Consider the following 18,108-nt stretch of genomic DNA (forward strand, 5'->3'; position numbering starts at 1 on the left):
GCACCTGACCGACGTTCGCTTCGTGGCGCCTCGGTCTGGTGCATCGGCGTCCGACCCGATCCGCCCGTCGCCGACCTCGGAATGGCACTGTGGGACGGCCGGTCCGGCCGGTCGACAGCAGTGAATCAGACACCGACGACCAGGCGGTTGCACACGTCGTGGACGTCAGGTGTCGACCACGCATGCCGACCGGCGGCCTCCTTCGCGGCGGCGGAGTCGATCCGCCCGTCGAGGATGACCACGCCGTTCTGCGCGCTGATCTCCAGCTCCCCGGTGCGGATGGCGGGATCGGTGAGAATCCGGTCGGCGACGCGATGCGCCAGCTCGCGGCCTGGGTCTCGGGCGGCAGCCGGGCCGGGGCTGCTACGGCGGGACTGCGACCACCCGTAGTCGGTGAAGTAGGACCAGTAGGGATGCATCCGATCGCCTTTCATCCGCAGCTTCGCAGCGACGTGAGCAACGTTTCCATGGCTCTCCTCCTTGGCGCCGGGTGTCCAGTGACAAGCCTGTTCGCCGAATGCGGAGGGTTTCCCGCAGATGTATGACGGCCTGATGACAACGCGTCCGGCGCACTGCGGCGGCCGAGGGTTGTGGTGCCGGACCGGTCAACGTCAGCATGATCATCTGATTTACGCCGGTCATGTTCGTCGGAAGCGCGAGCGGCAACTGGACGTCCCACAGGATCTGCCGCGGACGTGCGCCGAAGGCCGCGGAGGGCTCCACCACCTCGGAATCCACCTGGCGGATGCCGAGATCGGTCAAGCGCACGGCGGGCGCGACGGCGAAGATGGTGGTGGCCACCACGCCGATGCCGAAGAAACACCGCGGGCAGCAGATGGACGAAGACCGGCATAGTCTGCATGAAATCCAGGACCGGCCGGACCATGGCACGTACCCGGTCGTGGCGAGCCGCGAGAATGCCGAGCGGAACGCCGCCGCCGCGACCACCGAGGCGACCAGCACCACCGCCAGGCTCTGCGGCGTCTCGGTCCACAGATCCATCGCCTGCACGAGCAGCAGACCGGCGGCGGCCACCGGGACGACCACCTACCGCCGGATCGCCGCCCAGGCGACGACCACCAGAAGAAAGACGGTCATTGCATCGTCACGAAACGCACAGCGAACGGGTTCGGGAGCGACGGAAGTGTCCGTCTAGGATTTGAGCCATGATTCGATGGATCACCGGGGTCCTGGATTCTCCGTCACCGGATGCGGATGATTTCTGGCAGGCGGTCACCAGCTCGACGCTGTCGCCGTGGCGGGATGCCGGTGGGGATTCCGTGACGCTCCGTCCCGCGTACGGTGATCCCTTCCTGGCTCTGCACGTGGTCGAGGAGGGTCCGGCGCGGGCGCACCTGGATCTCCATGTGGACGATGTGGCGGCACAGGCGCGTCGCATGGTGGATGTGGGTGCGGCGGTGGTGCGCCGGGACGGTGAGCTGGTGGCGCTGAGTTCCCCTGCCGGTCTGTCGTTTAGCCTGGTGCCGTGGCGGGGTGAGTCGGCGTGGCCGGAGGCTGAGGGCCGACTGCATCGAATGTGCCTGGACACGCCATCGGCGATGTTCGACGTCGAGGGGCGGTTCTGGAGTACCGCGCTCGTACGTGAGCGGCCTACGCCGTTGAATGTGTTGATGCGGCGCGTCAGCGACGACGAGGCCGGCATGCACCTGCATCTGAGATGTGCGGATCGTGCCGCCGAGGCGCGGCGGCATGCGGGACTGGGCGCGTCGATCGCGCGGGTGGCGGCGGAGCAGACGACGCTGCGCGATCCGGTGGGCCGGCAGTATTGCCTGACCAGCCCGGACGCCTGAGATTACGGCAACCTGGCTGTCATCCGTCGTTCCGCGGACGAGCAACAGACCTGTCCACCCGCTCTGTCATACGACCGTCATGCGGCCGGCCGATATTCGCCATATTCCGCCGGGATGCTGGTGCACGGGCGAGGGGACACGTCGCGTCGGCCGATTGGCTCCCCCCGCTGAATCGGACGGCACTGCGGCCGCCGTCCTTCGCCCGTCAGCGCGCGGACACACCGGTTCGGTGTGGTCCGCGCGCTGATGCGTGCGCGCGGGATGCGCCGGGTCAGGTTGTCTCCGGGTCGTCGGGATCGACCTCGAGAACCTGGTCGATGCGGCCGAGGCTGAGCAGTCGGCGAACCCGCGGCTTCGGCCGTCGCAGCACCAGGGTGCCGTCCGCGCACACCATCTGCCGGTGTGCGCGTAACAGCAGCACGATCGCTGCGGCGTCCATGCGCGGGCACGCGCTGAGGTCGATGATCAACCGTTTCGGTTGCGCCGCCAGCGCTTCCGCGAGTGTCGTCTGCCAGCGTTCGACCATGTCGTCGTCGAGCGGATGGCTCACCACCACGACCAGTTCCGGGCTGGTCTGTTGCGGCCCGTGCGCAGTCAGCGGCCTCATCGGTCCTCCTCGTCGTGCCGTCGCACGTCCACTCTCGCCGGTGGTGTGGTGCGCTGTTCCGGGCTGTGCGTCGAGTGCGTTGAGATCGCTACGCTGCAGACACAGCGACCGGCGGCTTTATCAGGCTCCGGTAGGCCTCTGCGGTGCACGCGTATCGGCGTGGTGCGGATTCGGTGAGACGGCCTGCCTGGCACGGATGACTGCGACGGGACAGGGGGCGTGGCGCAACACGGACTGGCTGGTCGAGCCGAGCAGCGGGCCGGTGAAGCTGCCGCGTCCGCGTGAACCGACGACGATCAGCGCCGGTGCGGTAGCGGCTTCGAGGAGGGCCCCTACTGGGCTGCCGGTGATGAGCCGCTCGTCGACCGGCACGGTCGGGTGCTGCCGCCGACAGCCGGCCAGCGCATCGGTGAGCACCTGCTGGGCGGCGTCCTGGTATCGGAGTCGGGTGTGGTCGTCGGCCAAAGCGGCCGCAGCCGCTTCGCCGGGTCCGGTGGGGAGCGGCAGGCTCCACGCGTGCACGGCGATGACAGTGGTGCCGAGGCGGGCCGCTTCGGTGAACGCGAACGCCAACGCGGTGTGTGCGGCTTCCGAATCGTCGACGCCCACCACTACCGCACCGGCGTCGGGTGGCTGGTCGCGCACGACGATGGTGGGACAGTCGGCGTGGGCGGAAACCTGCACGCTGACGGAGCCGAGGAGCATGCCGGTGAACCCGCCACGCCCGCGTGATCCCACGACGATCAGGTCGCATTGTTCGGAGGCGTCGATGAGTGCCGGTGCGGCACCGCCGACGCGTAGGTCGGTCGTCACCTCGATGTCGCGGCCATGGCGGTGGGCCACCGCGACCGCCGTGGCGAGGACGGCTTCGCCGGCCCGGGCGGCATCGGCCGCCGGATCCGCGGTGGAGGGTGATGCCGGGGCGGCCAAGGATATCGTCGGGATGGGTACCGGTAGGTCGTGTGCGTGTGTGAGCCGCAGGCGGGCGCCGGTCTCCCGGGCGCGCGTGGCGGCCCACTCGACTGCTGTCTCCGAATGGGGTGAGCCGTCGACGCCCACCACGATCAACGAGTTGTGCACTACTTACCTCCCTTGGCCCTCATCGTTTCCTCCTGGAATCACCGACGTCCCCCGGTCGCATGACATTTGCATGACGGCGCCGTTCATCGCCCGCTTAGCGTGCGGTCACCTGATCGGGCGATGCGGCAGTTCAGTGCGAGTGTTGCCGGACCGTCACGAAACCGCAGGACGGACGCCGTATGACCGGTGGACGATCGGAGCGCGCCGACCGGGGATCACCGGCTACTTCGGGTGCACAGCCCTTGCCGCACACATTTCAGCACGGAGACGCCGAGCATGCAGCTGTTCGCCGGACGATACCGGCTGGGCCGACCGATCGGCCGTGGTGGGACGGCGGTCGTCCACCGTGCCGACGACAACGTGTTGCAGCGGCCGGTAGCGGTCAAGACGCTTCTTCCGGACCGTGCGACCGATGCGACCCTGCGTGCGGCGGTACGCCGGGAGGCTCTGGCCGCGGCCCGCCTGAGTCATCGCAACATCGCTCGGCTCTTCGACTACGGCGAGGCAGAATGGCAGGGCACGCGCCAGCCGTTCCTGGTGATGGAACTCGTCTCCGGAAGCACGCTGTCCGCCCGCCTGACGCAGCACGGCGCGATGCACTGGCGCGACGCCGCGCGGACCTGCGCAGCTGTCGCCGCGGCGTTGACCGTGGCCCACCGCCGGGGCATCGTCCACCACGACGTCAAGCCGGCCAACATCATGGTCTCGTCCACCGAGGTCAAGGTCGTCGACTTCGGCGTTGCCGCCGGGCCCGGCGAAAGCTCTGCGGACTCAGACGGACGGGTGTGGGGGACTCCCGCGTATCTCGCGCCCGAGCAGCTCCGCGGCCGGCCCACGGGTCCTGCGACCGATATCTACGCCCTCGGGCTCGTCCTGCACGCCTGTCTCACCGGCCGGCCGGCCTGGCCGGGCCGCAGCACCGATGAGGTGCTGATCGCCCGAGCGGGTTCTCCCGTTCCGCGATTGCCACGAAACGATGAGTTCCCCGAGCGCATCGTACGTGTCCACCGCGCGTGTCTGTCGCGGTCACCGAGAAGACGCCCATCGGCCGAGCAGATATTCCGCTCGCTGTCCGAGGCGGCGGGGGGTTGACCGGCCACGACGGTCGAACTGCCGGGACTCGTCCTGCACAGGACCACGGGATGCGCCCGCCGTTACGTCGGTGGGGGATCAGCAGACCATGAAGATGGCATAACAACGACGGGGGAGGCGTACACCGCAATCACGCCTTGACGATCCGGACCAGAGGCCGGCGATGAGCCGAGCGTCGGCCGTTGCGGTCGCCTGCGAGCCGCCACGCTGCAATCGTCGCGGGGGAACTGCGGAGGATGCGGCGGGATCGGTGGTCATTGCGCCGGTGGCAATGAGCGCGCCTGCACCTGGATCAGCCGGTCACCGGCGACGAACTTGCCGATCCGGTCGTAGCGCACCAGCTCACCACCGCGCACCGCGGCCAGAATGAGGTCCACGCAATCCGCCGGCGACGTTCCGACCTCATCCGGGCGCACCGGCCGGTCGATCAGGTGCAGGCCGTGTCCCTGCACGAGCAGGTCTCCGATCACCTCACTGGCGGCCGGGCTCTGCGCGGCGAGACCCAGCAGACGGCCCGCGGCCTCGGACGAGGTGATGACCGTCGTCGCGCCGCTGCGCCGCAGCAACGGCAGATTCTCCGACGCACGGACCGCCACGGCGATCAGGGCGTCGGCGTTGAGCTGGCGCACACTCAAGGTGACCAGGGCGGCGGTGTCATCGCGGTCCGCAGCGACAATGATCCGAGAGGCGCGGCGAACGCCGGCTCGCTGCAAAATCATCGCGCGGGTCGCATCACCGACAACCGCCGAGTGGCCGTCATCGGTGGCTTCCTGGGCGGTCGTCGGAGAACTGTCGATGACCACGAACTGTGGCGGGGTCTCAGCGCCCTCGCTGAGCGCCTTGACCGCTGCCCGGCCCTTGTTGCCGTATCCGACGACCACGGTGTGTCCGTGCAACTGTGCCCTCCAACGGCTCAACTGCCACTGCCGGCGCGTGCGCTGCGTCAGCACCTCGAACGTCGTGCCGACAAGCAACGCGAGAAAGAACACTCGCAACGGCATGATGACCGCGACGTTCACCAAACGCGCCGTGTCCGAAACCGGCACGATGTCTCCGTAGCCGGTCGTGGACAGGCTGACCCCGGAGTAATACACCGCGTCGAGCACCGAGACGTAGCCATCGCGTTCGTCCGCATAGCCACCGCGGTCCACCAGCACGGTCACACTCATGGTTGCCAGCGCGCCCAGCGCGAGCCCCAGCCGGCGTGTCATCGTCCGCGCCGGGCCGGGCCGCCGCAAGGGCAGCAGGATCCCGCCCGTGGTCCGATCCGGATCGTCACCCATCCGGTCTACTGTATCGGCCGCGGTGACCGACGCCTGTCAATGGCGCTCCCCGGAGGATCAGCGGATGTCTGCCGACTTTCGCTTCGATGCCTCGTTCACGCTGGCGGAGCGGGCCTCGCCCGGCCGTGGTGTGTCGACGGCACAGAGGTGAACCCGAATACGGTGGCGCGCTAGATAGACGACGAGTGTGCCGAGGACGACTGTTGCCGCGGCCGTCGCAGGTGCGTACCCGCGGCTGATCGCGAGTCCCCACCCGGTCACCAGCACCGGCGACGCGAGGACGGCGAGTGCCAGCAGGTGCCAGTCGCTGCGCGTCATGCCGCACCGCTCGCCTCACGCACATCTGCAGTGCGGGTCTGCCGTCCCGCACTACCCGCCGAAGCGATACTTCGGCTGGTGCTCCCGTCCGACCCGTCCCGAAGACGGTCGTAGACCAGCCGCTTCCGCACGACGTGGCGCACCAGATAGGCGCTCGTCAGAAGGCCGACCACTGCCCCGAACACGGCGCCCTGGGGCAAACCGCGCCAGGCCGCGAGGAGAACAGCGGACACGACCAGCCCGCTTGCGACGATCGCGGGGATCGGGTGATGTGCTTTCACTGGAGCTCCCTCGGTTTGGATCGGGACCGGTGCCGAGCCGGCGGTGCACCGTCTCCTCCATGTTGCGCCTTCCGTGCGTATGAATCGGCGCGCTGCCATGACGGTCCGATGACGTTCACCGGGCGGCGCGAGCGGCGACGCGGCCAAGCGATGTGTAACCGTCATACAACTGTCACTGTCCCGCACACGGCCCTCCATACGACCGTTCCAGACTTGGCGGACGAGGTGAGGACCCTGGTTCGAGGGGAGACATGATCGTGTGGCCGTGGCCTGAAGACCGATCTACTCCCTACGGTGACGGCTCATCGCGCCGAACCGAGGACGCGGATGTACGCCTCGCCCGCGAGGTCACCGACAAGCTGCTGACCGACGACCGCACCCGCAGGCAGCGGATCACCGTCGACGTACAGGATCGTGTCGTGCTTCTCACCGGCGTCGTCGACAGCCGACCCACCCGGGCGGTCGCGGGCGCGGTGGTCCGCGACGTCTACGGCGTGCGGGACGTCTGCAACGGCGTACGGACGCGGGTTGGTGGCGTGCCGCCCGACACTGCCGGGGCACCGACCGCCGACCTGATGGACGTCGACGCGTTCGACGAGATGGTCGCCTGCCTGCAGTCGCCGTCACCCGCAGGGGATGGTCCCGGGCGGACGACGCGCCGGCAACGGGGACTGCGCCTGGTGCTGCTCCTCGCAATCGCCTGCCTGCCGCTCGGCGTACTCATGGTGGCCTTCGGCTGGGCCGGGATGCTGATCGCGTGCGGAATCGGTGCCCTGATCGTTGAACGCCTCCTGCACCGCACAACAGGAGACGCGGGTTCGCCTCCCCGAGGGCAGTGAGCCGGCGAGAGCGCCGCTCAGCATCGAAGCCGCGGATCCGGGTGGTTCGCATCCTCAGTCGGGGATGCTCTGTCCGCACGTTCCGCACGCCGGGCGTCCCGGACCGGCCACGGCCCTGTCGTCGCGCAGGCCGGCCAACTCCGCGCGGAGATCGCCAATTTCTTGGAGTACGGCCGCCACGTCGGCCTTGGTCGCCTCGGTGGCCCGCTCGGTCGTGGAGATTCGGTCGACGATCCAACTGGCCAGCGATCCGGTGACGAAACCGATCAGTCCGATTCCGCCGACCATCAAGCCGGCAGCCACCATTCGCCCGGTCAGCGTGGTCGGGTAGAAATCGCCGTACCCGACGGTGGTGATCGTCACGACGGCCCACCACAGCGCGTCGGAGTAGGACGTGATGGTGCCGTCTTTGCTCCCGCGCTCGGCGTCCAGGATCGCCAAGGCGCTCACGACGACCAGCAGGACAGTGGTGGATCCGACGTACAGGGCCAACCGGCCCCGCGTCCACGCCTCTGCCCGCCGGTTGAGCACCAGAATCGCCGTTACCAGGCGCAGCATGCGCAAGGGCCGGAGAACCGGCAGTACCAGCACAATCAGATCGAAGAGATGAGTGCGCACGAATCGGCGCCGATCACCGCTCAGCGACAGCCGGATCAGGTAGTCGACACCGAACAGCGCCCAGATGATCAGCCCAGCTGCGGCGCAGACCTGCAGCCAGACACGCGGCAGATCGGGGCGGACGATCGGGACCGCGTACACCGCGATGAAAAGCACGGCCAAGCCGGTCAGCACCGCTGCGGTCTTGCGTTCCCACCGTTGCAGTCCGTCGTCCTGCCCAGGTTCCACGACACTCCCGTCGCTCAGTCCGATGATCGCCGCGACGTACACTCGGCGCGGGCTGCGCCTGAGTGCACTGGTCGCCCTACCCGCCAGGCGAACGCTTCGGTGACCGGGTCACGGTCGTGGAATCGCCGTCATAGTGCCTGTTCGGGCACTGCGGGACCGAGGATAAACTGCACGTGCCCGTTGTCGTCGGTCATCGCGTCGATCGCTTCGCCGTCCAGCGCGTCCGCGGCGCTCTCGTCGACGAGAATGTGTGCTTCGCCCGCGTGGTAGATGGTGTCGCCCGGCTGTGGCTCGGCCGAGAGGGCGGCTTCGAGCGAGGTGGCACCGGGATGCGTGGCGATGCGCAGGCCGGTTCCTTGTGGGGCGTCGGTGTTGGCGACGAGCTCACGGATGGCGTCGGCGGCGGTATCCGAAACGGTGAACACGGCTTCTCCTAGCGTCTGGCGGTGGTGTGGTTCGCCGGCATCGGTCCGGCCGGTCTTCAGGAGTCTGGAGCGCTCGTGTAGAGCGGACCGCGCGGTCGGATGACGACCCGTGACACCCGCCGCGGACCGACGCGTCACGCCAGCGACTGCGCCTTGGCGGCGACCAGGACCTTGCGCCCCTCGAACAGCTGGAACGGGCGTGGACCGGATAGTCCGAACGGCACCTTGAAGCCCGCGAAGGTGAAGCGTCGGACGGTCCCTTCGACGGACACCAGATCAGGGGCCCGGAACCCGGTGGACGTCGTGGTGAGCACGAGTAGGCCGTCGTCGGGCAGGTCGACGTCACGGACAACGAATGCCCGGTCGCCGAGTACCGTGGCGACACTCGCGGTGAGAACCAGCCGTTCGCCCACGTCGGTGGCCGCGATGGTGTCGAGCACCGCGCTGCGCGTGGGCTCCGGTTCCGGGATCTCGTCCCGCCAGGGCGCGTCGCACCCGGCCAGCGCTAGGCAGACGGCCAGAACCACCAGCCGGCCGCGCGTATGCCGTCGGCGTTCTGACTGCGGTCGGATCCTGAACACGGGATCACCCCACCCGGCCTTGTCGTGAATCCTTCGTGTCTGGAGCGTAAGCGTCCGAGGTCGCGATGACTGCACAGGACTGTGTCGACTCCGTGACGGTGTGTGCATGGTGCTACCCGAGCGGGCGCGTGTGGCGCTCGCCCGGGTAGCCGACCGGTTGGCTTACGCCCGGCCGTGGGGCATGCCGGGGTATATGCCGCTCGCGCCCCAGGAGGGCGGGTAGCCGTAGTAGCCGTACAGCGAGTCGTAGTACTGGGACCCGTCGATCAGGTCGGGATCGTACTGCGGAGCCCCGCCGACCCGTTCGCGGGATTCTCCGACGTACACGGTGTCCTCGGCGATCCGGGTGATCGCGTCGATCGGGATGAACGACGCGGTGGCGCCGATGCCCAGGATGCCTCCGTGTTCGACCCGCAGGAACCGGATCCTACCTTCCTCAGCGTCGATCAACAGATCGTCGACCTTGCCGAGGTCTTCACCGTTGCGGTCTTCGACCTTGCGGCCGCGGATGTCCTCGGTCGGGTCGGCCAGGATCTGATCGCTGTCGCTCAATTTGACCAGCGAGGTGGTGCTTCGGGATGCCATCAGGTTCTCCCTTCTGCATCGGTGGGCCGGTCACGTCTCCGGACCGGCCGGGCCCGCCGTCCTACCCCAGGTCCGGGTCGCCCCAATCGGGTCGAGGCCGCTTTCTCGTGGCCGTCGTCGTCGCGGGTCAGGCCTCGATCAGGGTGGAGTAGTCGGCGATGGTGACCGGTCCGCTGGCCAGAGATCCGTCCGCGCGGGGTACGTCCAGTGGCTGACCGCGGCTGGTGAAGGCTACGGTTCCGACGTCGAGGCGGGATCCGAGGGTGCAGACGATCTGCCCGAGGGCCAGTACCTGGTCGCTGCGGCTGCCCTGGCCGACCAGGCTACCGACCTCCACCACGGCCCGACCCGCCTGCAGGTCGAGCGTGATCCCTTCGGCGGTGGTCAGGGCGCTGATCAGGCCGTCGGCGCTTTCCGCGGCAGTAGGTCCGGCAAGCAGATCGGCCAGGTGCTGCCGGGCGGTGCGGGCGAACGGTATTCGCCGCGCCGTCCGGACCAGCCGCCCGTCGCGGACGAGGCAGATCCGCTCCACCACCGGGCCGGCGTCGGCCGGGGCGGGGGCGCCCGCCCGGGGCGGAGGAACGGCGGACACGTCGCGAGGAGCGTCGTCCAGCGGTACGCCGCAGCCGCCGAGCAGTGCGACCAGCAGCAGCATCGACAGTCGGCGGGTCACGGTAGGCACTCGCCAAGTTCGACGCGGAACCGCGCGCCGCCGCCCGGACGGTCCTGCACGACGACGGTGCCGTGGTGCGCCGCGGCGTGTTGAGCGACCAGCGCCAGTCCGAGTCCGGTGCCCGCGCCGTTGGCACGTGCGGTGGCGGATCGGCCGCGGACGAACCGGTCGAAGATCAGCGGCTGGTCCTCCGGGCTGACCCCGGGACCTTCGTCGTCGACCTCGATGATGCCGCGGTCCGCCGCGGTCCGGAGGTGGACCGCCGTTGCGCCGCCGCCGTATGCGGTCGCGTTGTCGAGCAGATTGCCCAGCAACTGTGCGATGCGGCGCCGGTCGATGCACCAGGTGGTCGCACCGCCGGCCGCGTTCACCAGGGCCGGGTCGACGCCGTGTGCCCGGCACACCTGGCGTGCCAGTTCGGTGATGTCGACCGGGGTCCGGTCTGCCGCCTGGTCGCTTCGGGCCAGCTCGATGAGGTCGTTGACCAGGCCCTGGAAGCGGTCGACCTCATCGACGACCAGTCCCGCGGCGACCGCGGTCCGTTCGTCCAGTTGACCGCGGCGCCGGTTCAGCACACTGGCCGCCGCGGCCAGAGTCTGCAGGGGGGACCGCAACTCGTGGCTGACGTCGGCGGCGAACCGGCGGTCCCGTTCCATCCGCGCGGACAACTCGTCGACCATGTGGTTGAACGACGACGTGAGCCGGTCCAGGTCGGGTGCGGCGTCCGGGTCCAGCCGCGCCTGCCGGGCGCCGCCGGCGATCTCCTGGGCGGCGTCGGCGACGCGGGTCAGCGGGCGCAGCACGTACCGGGCGGCATACCAGCCGAGCCCGGCGCCGAACAGGGCGGTGCACAGCGCCACCACGATCAGTACCACAGTCAGCAGTTGCAGGGTGCGTTCGAGTTCCTGCCACGAGTCGATCTCGTACAGCACCGCGGACTCCGACAGCGGCACGGCGACGACCAGGGCGGCTCTCCCGTCGACCCGTACCCGCTGCACGGCGATGCCGTTACCCGCTGTCGCCCGTTCACGTAGCGCCGGCGGGATGGCCTCGGTGAGGCCTGGGTCCGCGCTGCGCGAGTACCAGGTACCGGAGCGTTGCACCACCACGCGCCGGTTCCCGCCGGTGTCCAACGAGCCGAGCACCTCCCGGACGTCCGGCCGGGTGCCGGCCAGTCCGGCCCGGACGACTGCCGCGTCGTAGGTCGCCGACCGGATCGTGGTCCGTTCCCGCTCGGCGAGCAGTGACTGCCGGGTGATCTGGTACGACACCAGCGCCATGGTGGCCGACAACGCCAGCGCCCCGGCGGCGAATCCGGCAGTAACCCGCAGGCGTAGCCCGGGCCGCCTCATCGTTGCAGTTTGTAGCCGAGTCCACGAACGGTGACCAGGCGCTCCGGGGTGCCGGGCTGGTCCTCGATCTTCTGCCGGAGCCGGCCTACGTGCACGTCGACCAGGCGTTCGTCGCCGCCGTCGTAGCCCCACACCCGTTGCAGCAACTGCTGCCGCGACAGCACCCGGCCGGCGTGCCCGCCGAGCTCGCACAGCAGCTGGAACTCGGTACGGGTCAACTGGACCGCGGCGCCGTGCAGCCGTACCTCGCCGGCCTCGGCGGAGATCTCCAGATCGCCCAGACGCAGCACCGGCACCTCGTCCGACGACGGGGGTCGGGTTCGGCGACGCAACGCGCGCAGCCGCGCGGTCAGCTCCGCGATCGCGACCGGCTTCACCACATAGTCGTCCGCACCGGCTTCCAGCGCGGCCACGATGTCGCTGGTGTCGTCCCGGGCGCTGATCACGAGCACCGGCACGTCGTCGGTACGGCGCAGCTGCCGGATGCACTCGAAGCCGTCGATGCCGGGCAGCATGAGGTCGACCAGCACCGTGTCGGCCGGCCGGGTGCGTTGTGCGGACAGGCCCTCCTCGGCCGACGCCGCACCCACCGCGGCGTACCCCTCGTCCTCCAGCGCGAGCACCAGCGACAGCCGGATCCGATCGTCGTCCTCGATTACCAGTACCGCCGACATGACTGCATCATTGCCGCTGCAGCGCGATTCGGCAGCTCCAGCGCGACGTTTGGGCCGGACTGTCATGCAACCGTCACACGCTCGCGGAACCGCTGCCACACCACGCCGCGACCCTGAGGATGCGGAGGTGAACGATGGGTCCGAAGGAAGTCGTTGTTCTGGTGGTCGAGCATCTCGACGTCCGGACCATGCGGCGTTGGGGCGCTGTTCTGGCCGATGCGCTGGAGGTGCGGCCCGAGCGGCTCGTCGTGGACCTCGCCGGATGCCCGAGGGTGGACGCCGCGGCCATCGCCGCGTTGCTGAGCGCGCATCGGGCCATGGTGCGTGCCGGCGGGAACCTGCTGCTGAGAAGTCCGGGACCGGCGGTGCTCCGCATGTTGATGCTGGCCCGCGTGGACAACGTGCTGCAGGTAGAAACGGTGCCCGCGGAGGCCGCGGACACGATGCTGCCCCTGGCGGGGAGGTGACCGATGGATCCGTACAGGCCCGATGGCGAGGGCGACTGGCCCGAGTACCCGCAGGGACTGCAGAGCGAGGGCGTCCTCGGCGACCCGGTCGACGAGATGCTTGCGCGCCGGGTCGCCCACCGGTTCCTCGCGGACCCGGCGATCGGGAGTGGCCATGTGGTCGTCGCGGTCCAGAACCGCGTGGTCATCCTCGAGGGACGTCTGGACTCCCGCCGGGCTCGCGACGCGGCCGGACAACAGGCCTGGGCCATTCCCGGGGTCTTCGACGTCTCCAACCGCCTGCTCGTCCCGGACTGATCACCGACGAGTCCCGCTATCGACGCAGTGGGCCGGGAGCTCTGCCAGGACGGGTTCGTGCTGCGCTACAACCCGGAGCAGGACAACGTCGACGGTCTACCCGGCGCCGAACGGGCCTTCCTGGCATACAGCCAGCTCAGCGGCACCGCAGACGCCCGCGCGCAGCACACGTCGCGTGACGAGCGTTGTTCTGCTGCGCCGGGTCCGGGCTGACCGGCGGGGCAACGGGTGCACCGCGGCCGCCGTGATTGGCGGCCGACAGGGCGGGGTAGCGGCATCCGCCAAAGGAGGCAATCATGAGCATCACTGAATACCCGGGACAACAGAATGGCCCGAGCCGCGCGGCAGCGGACCGGCCGACCGCGGAGGAGGCTGGCGCGCGAGTGGGCGTGGCGCAGCGGGTGGTCGCCGTCCACCCGGACCACGAGAAGGCGGAACAGACGGTCCAGACACTCGCCGATGCCGGCTTCCCGGCGCAACGCGCCACCATCGTCGGCCGGGGACTGACCATTGTCGACCGTGTCACGGGACAGCTGTCCACCGCAGACGTCACTGCCCGCGGAGCAATCTCCGGGCTGGTCGTCGGCGTTCTGGTCGGCTCCCTGCTGGGCCTGTTCGACCTGGTCACGCCGACTGTGCCGGTCGGTTGGCTGGCCTTCAACGCCGCGATCCTCGGCGCTGTACTCGGCGCCGTCACCGGGCTGCTCGGGTACGCCTTCACCCGCGGCCGGCGATCCTTCGCCACCCATTCCCGGATCACCGCGACGCACTACGACGTGCAGGTCGACGCCGACCTCGCCGACCGGGCCGTGCGCCTGCTGGAGGGAGACTGAGGCTCAGGAACCCGCGCCGCCGGCGAGACGGTGCACGGCGGCGTGCACCGCCACCAGACGGCCCCGGCCGTCGGTCACCGGATCGGCCACGAAGCGCACCGGGAACTGCCGGCCGTCACGGCGCAGCCGCACCGAAACCGCGATCGGCTCCTGGGCCCGCGTCAGTCTCTGGATCGCGTCGGTGAAGCCGGTGGCATCCTCCGGCACCACGTACCGGACGAGGCCACTGAGCTTGACGGGGCCCTGGCCGGGGCCGCGCCGCAGAATCCGGTAGGTCTGCGCACTCCAGGTGTCGTCGCCGGTGACGAGGTTCCACTCGGCCCAGCCGACGTCGCCGAGGCGCTGCACCCGGTCCAGGTGCGAGATCAGGCGGCGTTCGGCGTCGTGGTATCGCCAATGGGCCAGCACGCCGTCGCCGAAGCGGGACGCGCGCACACTCATCACGGCGGGAACGTCGTGCCGGTCGCCGGCCAGAACTGTCAATGCAGGCCCCAACCGGAAGGGTTCGCCGGCGCGCAAGGTGTGAAGGTAGCCGTCGAAGACGCCGTTGGTACCGGCATGGGGATAAAGGTCCAGCAGCCGTCGACCGCTGATCTCGTCCGCGGTGCGACCGGCGGCGTCCGCCGCCTCGGGGCTGCAACGGTCGAAGCGCCAATCGAGAACCTCACCGCCGTCGTCGCGTATCGGCGACAGCAGCGCGAACGATCCAGGCAACGTCTCCAACACGGCCTCCACCCAATGGGCCGCGGGGGAGGCGATCGCCGTCCCGTCCGCTCGGTGCAGCAACTGGGACATCCGGCGGCCGCAGGCCTCGGCAACCGCGCCGACGTAGGCCCGCACGGTGGCATCCGGTCGGCGACCTCGCGACCAGATGACAGACGCCACCCCGAAGACGCGTCCACGGTCGTACAGCGGCAAGCATCCCCGCATCTCGCCGTCGCCGAGCAGCTCGTATCCCTGTTCGGCAGCCTCGGCGCGGCTGATCCACAGCAGTCGGCCGTTGGCCACAGCTTTGAGGAACGCGACGTTGAGGCTGCCGGGAACGCGTTGCCAGTTGCTGGCCAAGGTGCGTGCCAGGCCGTGCGTACTGACCAGGCGGACCGCACCGTCGGGTTCGAGAATGCCCAGGACGACCGCGGTGACGCCGAGGTGCCGCAGCCCTTCCGCCCAGGCTGCCTCGGCCAGCTCACGCGCGTCGTCCACGTTCGCCACGGCCGCGCATGCCAGGTGGTACCGGGCCATGCTTTCCTCGCCCAGCAGCGCGGCGGCCGGTGACGGCGCGGCGTCTGCCGGTCCCGGTGCACCCGGACGCATCCGCACGTACCGCTCCGGCCGGAACGGCTCCGGCCTGGGCGCCGCAGCAGGGGCGGGCGCAGGCGTGGCGATGCCGAGCAGGCCCGCGGCGACCTCGACGACCTTCATGTTGCTCTGCTGTGAGATCTGGGACAGATGTGCGAATGCTTCGTCGGGGGAGCACCCGAGCCGGCCGACCAGCAGGCCCTTGGCCTGCTCGATAACCGCACGGCGTCGTTGTACCCGGCGCAGGCCCTCCACCTCGGCCTGGAGCCGTCGCACGGTGGCCACCAGCCGGTCCTGGCCACTGCGTGGCGCACTCGGACGGGCGCGACGGCTCATCGCCTCACCCCCGGTTGCTTCTGGGTTCGCGTCTTGCTGCCGGTGCGGCTCAGGCTACCTTCGCCGCCTGTACGGCACCTGGCAACACTGACCCGTGCCGGCCGGCGCCACGACGACCGCGACACAGACCCATGACACCTTGATGACACACCCGCAGGACGCGTTTGACGGGGTGGTGCCGGGTTATCCCAGCGTCAACGCTTCTGACCGTCAGGTGTCAAGTCCCGGCACCAGGGCCCGACCTCGGCCCGCTCGTGGCGGTGGAGCATCGGTCGCCGCCGCCTGCGTCGTCCTCGCGTCGCCCTGAATCGGACGACGAATCCGGCAATCCCTTCGGTCAACCCCAGGAGTCCCTATGACCCTGCTCATTGATGTCCGGCATGGCAGGCCCTCGGCCCCGGACGACGGCGCGGTGATGACGGACCGCCGAGAACGGGAACAGGCCACCACTGAGGCGATCCGACGGATGCGGCGCGCGGGCTGCCCCCGCGCCGAACGGGAACAGCTGCGCGAACACGTGGTGCGGTGGCAGCTGCCCTTGGCGGAGCGCCTGGCGCGTGGCTACCGCAACCGCGGCGAGGATCTCGACGACCTCCGTCAGGTCGCGGCGCTGGCCCTGGTCAAGGCGATCGCCGGATTCGACCCGGACCGGGGCTCCACCTTCGTCGGATACGCCACCCCGACCATCCTGGGGGAGGTCAAGCGGCACTTCCGGGACCGGGTCTGGAGTGTGCATGTGCCGCGGCAGCTACAGGAGCGGTGCCTGGACGCCACCCGGGTGCGTGCGGAGTTGGTGCAGCGTTTGCAACGCAGTCCCTCGCTTCGCGAGGTGGCCGAGGCGCTCGGCGTCACGGAGACTGAGGCACGGACGACTGAGGCGAGTGCCTCGGCCTATCGGCCCGACTCGCTGAACCGGCGTGTCGGATTCGAACATGATTCCGCTGAGCGGCAGGATCTGCTGGGCGACGACGATCCGGAGCTGGACAACCTGGGCGACCGGGTGACGGTCCGGGACGCGATCGAGACACTTCCCGCCCGCGCCCGGTACGTGGTGCACCGCTACTACTTCGAGCACCGCACCCAGGATCAGATCGCTGCGGAGCTGGGCACCTCACAGATGACCGTGTCCCGGGTGCTCGCACACGCCCTCGCCCAACTACGCACCCGGCTGTCCACCGGCGCGGCCGAGGACGACGGCTCCGGCACGGCGGACCGGCTGCGGGTACGAATCTACGAGGCTCGACCGGGCTGCCTGGTCGCCACGGTAGCGGTGCCGGCCGGCGAGTTCCCCGCCGCGCGGCTACGGGCCGTTCTGATCGACATCGCGGTCACTCGCCGTCCGCGGATGCTGGTGCTGGACCTGCGCCGCCTCGGGCACTGCAGCCCGCTGGTCGCACGTGTGCTGATGGACACGCACCGCGCCTGTGCCCATGTGGGTGCGTCCCTGCACGTGCTGAACGTCGCCGTGGAGTTGTTCGAGCTGCTGCACCACGCCGGTATCACCAGACTGTTGCCGTGCCGCCCGGTCACCTACTCGCCTCCGCCAGGATCGCGGGAGTCGCAGCCGGCGGCGACCGGCGCCGCGGTGGGCGAGCCGACCGTCACGGAGACGCCGCACCGTACCTCGTATCCACGCGACCGAGACGGGCGAGCTGCGGCTGCCCTGCGGGAACGGCGTTGTTCCGTCGCACTTGCCCCGCCGCCACGACGACGGACGGCCGTGCCCAGGCGGATGCCACACTCCGCCGTCCGGCCGGGCGGGCCCCGGTTTGACGCGCACGGCGCATCCCGGAGCCCGGGCCATCTCATCCTGACTGCACGCCGAACCGGCTACGCCGAACCCGGCGGCCTGCTGGCGCAGTCAGTTCCGGAGACTTCCAAGGCCTCTTTTCCCGCCGGCCGGCGGGGTAGCGGGCCGCGGCCGCCTCCCTCGCCCTTCATCCGTCGTCCGACTTCGCCTGGAGGCACTGATGATTCCTTACTTCCCTTCCGACGATCCGCTGTTCCGGCGATGGCTGCGGCCGTCGGATCCGCCCACGGACACCGATGAGGACCTGGCGCTACGGGTTGCCGCACGCCTACGGATGGAGCTACCAACCCCGGGACACCACATTGTCGTGGAGGTGCAGAACCAGGTGGTCATCCTGGAAGGCATCGTGCCGACTCCGTCGGAACGCGCCCACGTGCACGAGGCGACGTGGCAGGTGCGCGGCGTCATGGATGTCAGCAACCGACTGTCGGTCTGGAGCGACGACATGGCCGGGCCGCGGTGACCCGTCGGCGGTTGCGCCGAACCAGACACCTCGCCCGGACAGCCGCCGCGCCCTACGACCACGAGATCCACGACGATGAATGGCAGCAGGTCGTCACGCCGCGACGGCACCGGCCCGGTCGCCGGTTGACGAACTGTCATGAACCACGGCGGACTT

At 69.7% G+C, this 18,108-nt stretch carries 25 protein-coding genes; 10 read left to right on the top strand and 15 right to left on the bottom strand.

Going from position 1 to position 18,108, the window contains the following annotated elements; all coding sequences use genetic code 11:
• Positions 1–125: 125 nt before the first annotated feature.
• Both LDL48_RS40160 and LDL48_RS44865 read right to left on the bottom strand, forming a co-directional pair.
• A complete protein-coding gene (locus LDL48_RS40160; RefSeq protein WP_225260432.1) occupies positions 126–419 on the bottom strand; it encodes a BON domain-containing protein in 294 nt (97 codons plus the stop codon).
• Positions 364–747 (bottom strand): hypothetical protein, encoded by a 384-nt coding sequence (locus tag LDL48_RS44865; RefSeq protein ID WP_225260469.1) that lies wholly within the window; start codon positions 745–747, stop codon positions 364–366. The genes LDL48_RS40160 and LDL48_RS44865 overlap by 56 nt, the downstream gene beginning before the upstream one ends.
• Between LDL48_RS44865 and LDL48_RS44870 the strand changes: the two genes are divergently transcribed.
• Both LDL48_RS44870 and LDL48_RS40175 read left to right on the top strand, forming a co-directional pair.
• The gene (locus LDL48_RS44870) at positions 641–1,156 is read left to right on the top strand and encodes a hypothetical protein (protein WP_225260473.1); all 516 of its coding nucleotides are present in this window, start codon (positions 641–643) and stop codon (positions 1,154–1,156) included. The two genes, LDL48_RS44865 and LDL48_RS44870, sit on opposite strands and share 107 nt — an antisense overlap.
• A gap of 10 nt (positions 1,157–1,166) precedes the next feature.
• A complete protein-coding gene (locus LDL48_RS40175) occupies positions 1,167–1,811 on the top strand; it encodes a VOC family protein (RefSeq protein ID WP_225260433.1) in 645 nt (214 codons plus the stop codon).
• A 271-nt stretch (positions 1,812–2,082) separates the two neighbouring features.
• Here LDL48_RS40175 and LDL48_RS40180 read toward each other — a convergent pair whose 3' ends face one another.
• Positions 2,083–2,418: an STAS domain-containing protein gene (locus tag LDL48_RS40180; RefSeq protein ID WP_225260434.1), complete on the bottom strand. Its 336-nt coding sequence runs from the start codon at positions 2,416–2,418 to the stop codon at positions 2,083–2,085.
• A gap of 120 nt (positions 2,419–2,538) precedes the next feature.
• On the bottom strand, positions 2,539–3,498 hold the full coding sequence (locus tag LDL48_RS40185) for a universal stress protein (protein WP_225260435.1): 960 nt from the start codon (positions 3,496–3,498) through the stop codon (positions 2,539–2,541).
• A gap of 276 nt (positions 3,499–3,774) precedes the next feature.
• Here LDL48_RS40185 and LDL48_RS40190 point away from each other — a divergent pair, with 276 nt between their 5' ends.
• Entirely contained in the window at positions 3,775–4,590 is an 816-nt protein-coding gene (locus tag LDL48_RS40190; RefSeq protein WP_225260436.1) for a serine/threonine-protein kinase, read from the top strand.
• 254 nt (positions 4,591–4,844) lie between these two features.
• Here LDL48_RS40190 and LDL48_RS40195 read toward each other — a convergent pair whose 3' ends face one another.
• Genes LDL48_RS40195 through LDL48_RS40205 form a run of 3 tightly spaced genes read right to left on the bottom strand, consistent with a single transcriptional unit; the run spans position 4,845 to position 6,472 of the window.
• Entirely contained in the window at positions 4,845–5,873 is a 1,029-nt protein-coding gene (locus LDL48_RS40195; RefSeq protein ID WP_225260437.1) for a potassium channel family protein, read from the bottom strand.
• A 57-nt stretch (positions 5,874–5,930) separates the two neighbouring features.
• Positions 5,931–6,191: a hypothetical protein gene (locus LDL48_RS40200; RefSeq protein WP_225260438.1), complete on the bottom strand. Its 261-nt coding sequence runs from the start codon at positions 6,189–6,191 to the stop codon at positions 5,931–5,933.
• Positions 6,188–6,472, bottom strand: coding sequence for a hypothetical protein (locus LDL48_RS40205; protein WP_225260439.1), 285 nt, complete (start codon positions 6,470–6,472; stop codon positions 6,188–6,190). Before LDL48_RS40205 ends, LDL48_RS40200 begins: the two co-directional genes overlap by 4 nt.
• 251 nt (positions 6,473–6,723) lie before the next feature.
• Here LDL48_RS40205 and LDL48_RS40210 point away from each other — a divergent pair, with 251 nt between their 5' ends.
• Complete coding sequence (locus tag LDL48_RS40210) at positions 6,724–7,311, top strand: BON domain-containing protein (RefSeq protein WP_225260440.1); 588 nt, start codon at positions 6,724–6,726, stop codon at positions 7,309–7,311.
• Between the two features lie 54 nt (positions 7,312–7,365).
• Here the strand turns inward: LDL48_RS40210 and LDL48_RS40215 are convergent, their stop codons facing one another.
• From LDL48_RS40215 to LDL48_RS40245, 7 genes are all read right to left on the bottom strand, one after another.
• The gene (locus LDL48_RS40215) at positions 7,366–8,157 is read right to left on the bottom strand and encodes a potassium channel family protein (RefSeq protein ID WP_225260470.1); all 792 of its coding nucleotides are present in this window, start codon (positions 8,155–8,157) and stop codon (positions 7,366–7,368) included.
• 128 nt (positions 8,158–8,285) lie between these two features.
• Complete coding sequence (locus tag LDL48_RS40220) at positions 8,286–8,582, bottom strand: hypothetical protein (protein ID WP_225260441.1); 297 nt, start codon at positions 8,580–8,582, stop codon at positions 8,286–8,288.
• 134 nt (positions 8,583–8,716) lie between these two features.
• Entirely contained in the window at positions 8,717–9,109 is a 393-nt protein-coding gene (locus LDL48_RS40225) for a hypothetical protein (RefSeq protein WP_225260442.1), read from the bottom strand.
• A gap of 216 nt (positions 9,110–9,325) precedes the next feature.
• Entirely contained in the window at positions 9,326–9,748 is a 423-nt protein-coding gene (locus LDL48_RS40230) for a PRC-barrel domain-containing protein (RefSeq protein ID WP_225260443.1), read from the bottom strand.
• 127 nt (positions 9,749–9,875) lie between these two features.
• Positions 9,876–10,421, bottom strand: coding sequence for a GerMN domain-containing protein (locus LDL48_RS40235; RefSeq protein WP_225260444.1), 546 nt, complete (start codon positions 10,419–10,421; stop codon positions 9,876–9,878).
• Positions 10,418–11,773 carry a sensor histidine kinase gene (locus LDL48_RS40240; protein ID WP_225260445.1) on the bottom strand — a complete coding sequence of 452 codons (1,356 nt, stop codon included), beginning with the start codon at positions 11,771–11,773 and terminating at the stop codon, positions 10,418–10,420. Before LDL48_RS40240 ends, LDL48_RS40235 begins: the two co-directional genes overlap by 4 nt.
• Complete coding sequence (locus LDL48_RS40245) at positions 11,770–12,447, bottom strand: response regulator transcription factor (RefSeq protein WP_225260446.1); 678 nt, start codon at positions 12,445–12,447, stop codon at positions 11,770–11,772. The genes LDL48_RS40240 and LDL48_RS40245 overlap by 4 nt, the downstream gene beginning before the upstream one ends.
• A 134-nt stretch (positions 12,448–12,581) precedes the next feature.
• On the opposite strand from LDL48_RS40245, the gene LDL48_RS40250 reads away from it, so the two are divergent.
• From LDL48_RS40250 to LDL48_RS40265, 4 genes are all read left to right on the top strand, one after another.
• Complete coding sequence (locus tag LDL48_RS40250; RefSeq protein ID WP_225260447.1) at positions 12,582–12,914, top strand: STAS domain-containing protein; 333 nt, start codon at positions 12,582–12,584, stop codon at positions 12,912–12,914.
• A 3-nt stretch (positions 12,915–12,917) separates the two neighbouring features.
• Positions 12,918–13,211: a BON domain-containing protein gene (locus tag LDL48_RS40255; RefSeq protein ID WP_225260448.1), complete on the top strand. Its 294-nt coding sequence runs from the start codon at positions 12,918–12,920 to the stop codon at positions 13,209–13,211.
• A gap of 57 nt (positions 13,212–13,268) precedes the next feature.
• Positions 13,269–13,424, top strand: coding sequence for a hypothetical protein (locus LDL48_RS40260; protein ID WP_225260449.1), 156 nt, complete (start codon positions 13,269–13,271; stop codon positions 13,422–13,424).
• 83 nt (positions 13,425–13,507) lie between these two features.
• Positions 13,508–14,044: a general stress protein gene (locus LDL48_RS40265; protein WP_225260450.1), complete on the top strand. Its 537-nt coding sequence runs from the start codon at positions 13,508–13,510 to the stop codon at positions 14,042–14,044.
• Positions 14,045–14,047: 3 nt separating this feature from the next.
• Here the strand turns inward: LDL48_RS40265 and LDL48_RS40270 are convergent, their stop codons facing one another.
• Positions 14,048–15,679: an ANTAR domain-containing protein gene (locus tag LDL48_RS40270; protein WP_225260451.1), complete on the bottom strand. Its 1,632-nt coding sequence runs from the start codon at positions 15,677–15,679 to the stop codon at positions 14,048–14,050.
• A gap of 355 nt (positions 15,680–16,034) precedes the next feature.
• On the opposite strand from LDL48_RS40270, the gene LDL48_RS40275 reads away from it, so the two are divergent.
• Together LDL48_RS40275 and LDL48_RS44080 are read left to right on the top strand one after the other, a co-directional pair.
• The gene (locus tag LDL48_RS40275; RefSeq protein ID WP_225260452.1) at positions 16,035–17,729 is read left to right on the top strand and encodes a sigma-70 family RNA polymerase sigma factor; all 1,695 of its coding nucleotides are present in this window, start codon (positions 16,035–16,037) and stop codon (positions 17,727–17,729) included.
• Positions 17,730–17,763: 34 nt separating this feature from the next.
• The gene (locus tag LDL48_RS44080) at positions 17,764–17,952 is read left to right on the top strand and encodes a BON domain-containing protein (protein ID WP_255630302.1); all 189 of its coding nucleotides are present in this window, start codon (positions 17,764–17,766) and stop codon (positions 17,950–17,952) included.
• Positions 17,953–18,108 lie beyond the last annotated feature (156 nt).

Source organism: Jidongwangia harbinensis (assembly GCF_020216025.1).
Classification (GTDB): Bacteria; Actinomycetota; Actinomycetes; order Mycobacteriales; family Micromonosporaceae; genus Actinoplanes; species Actinoplanes harbinensis.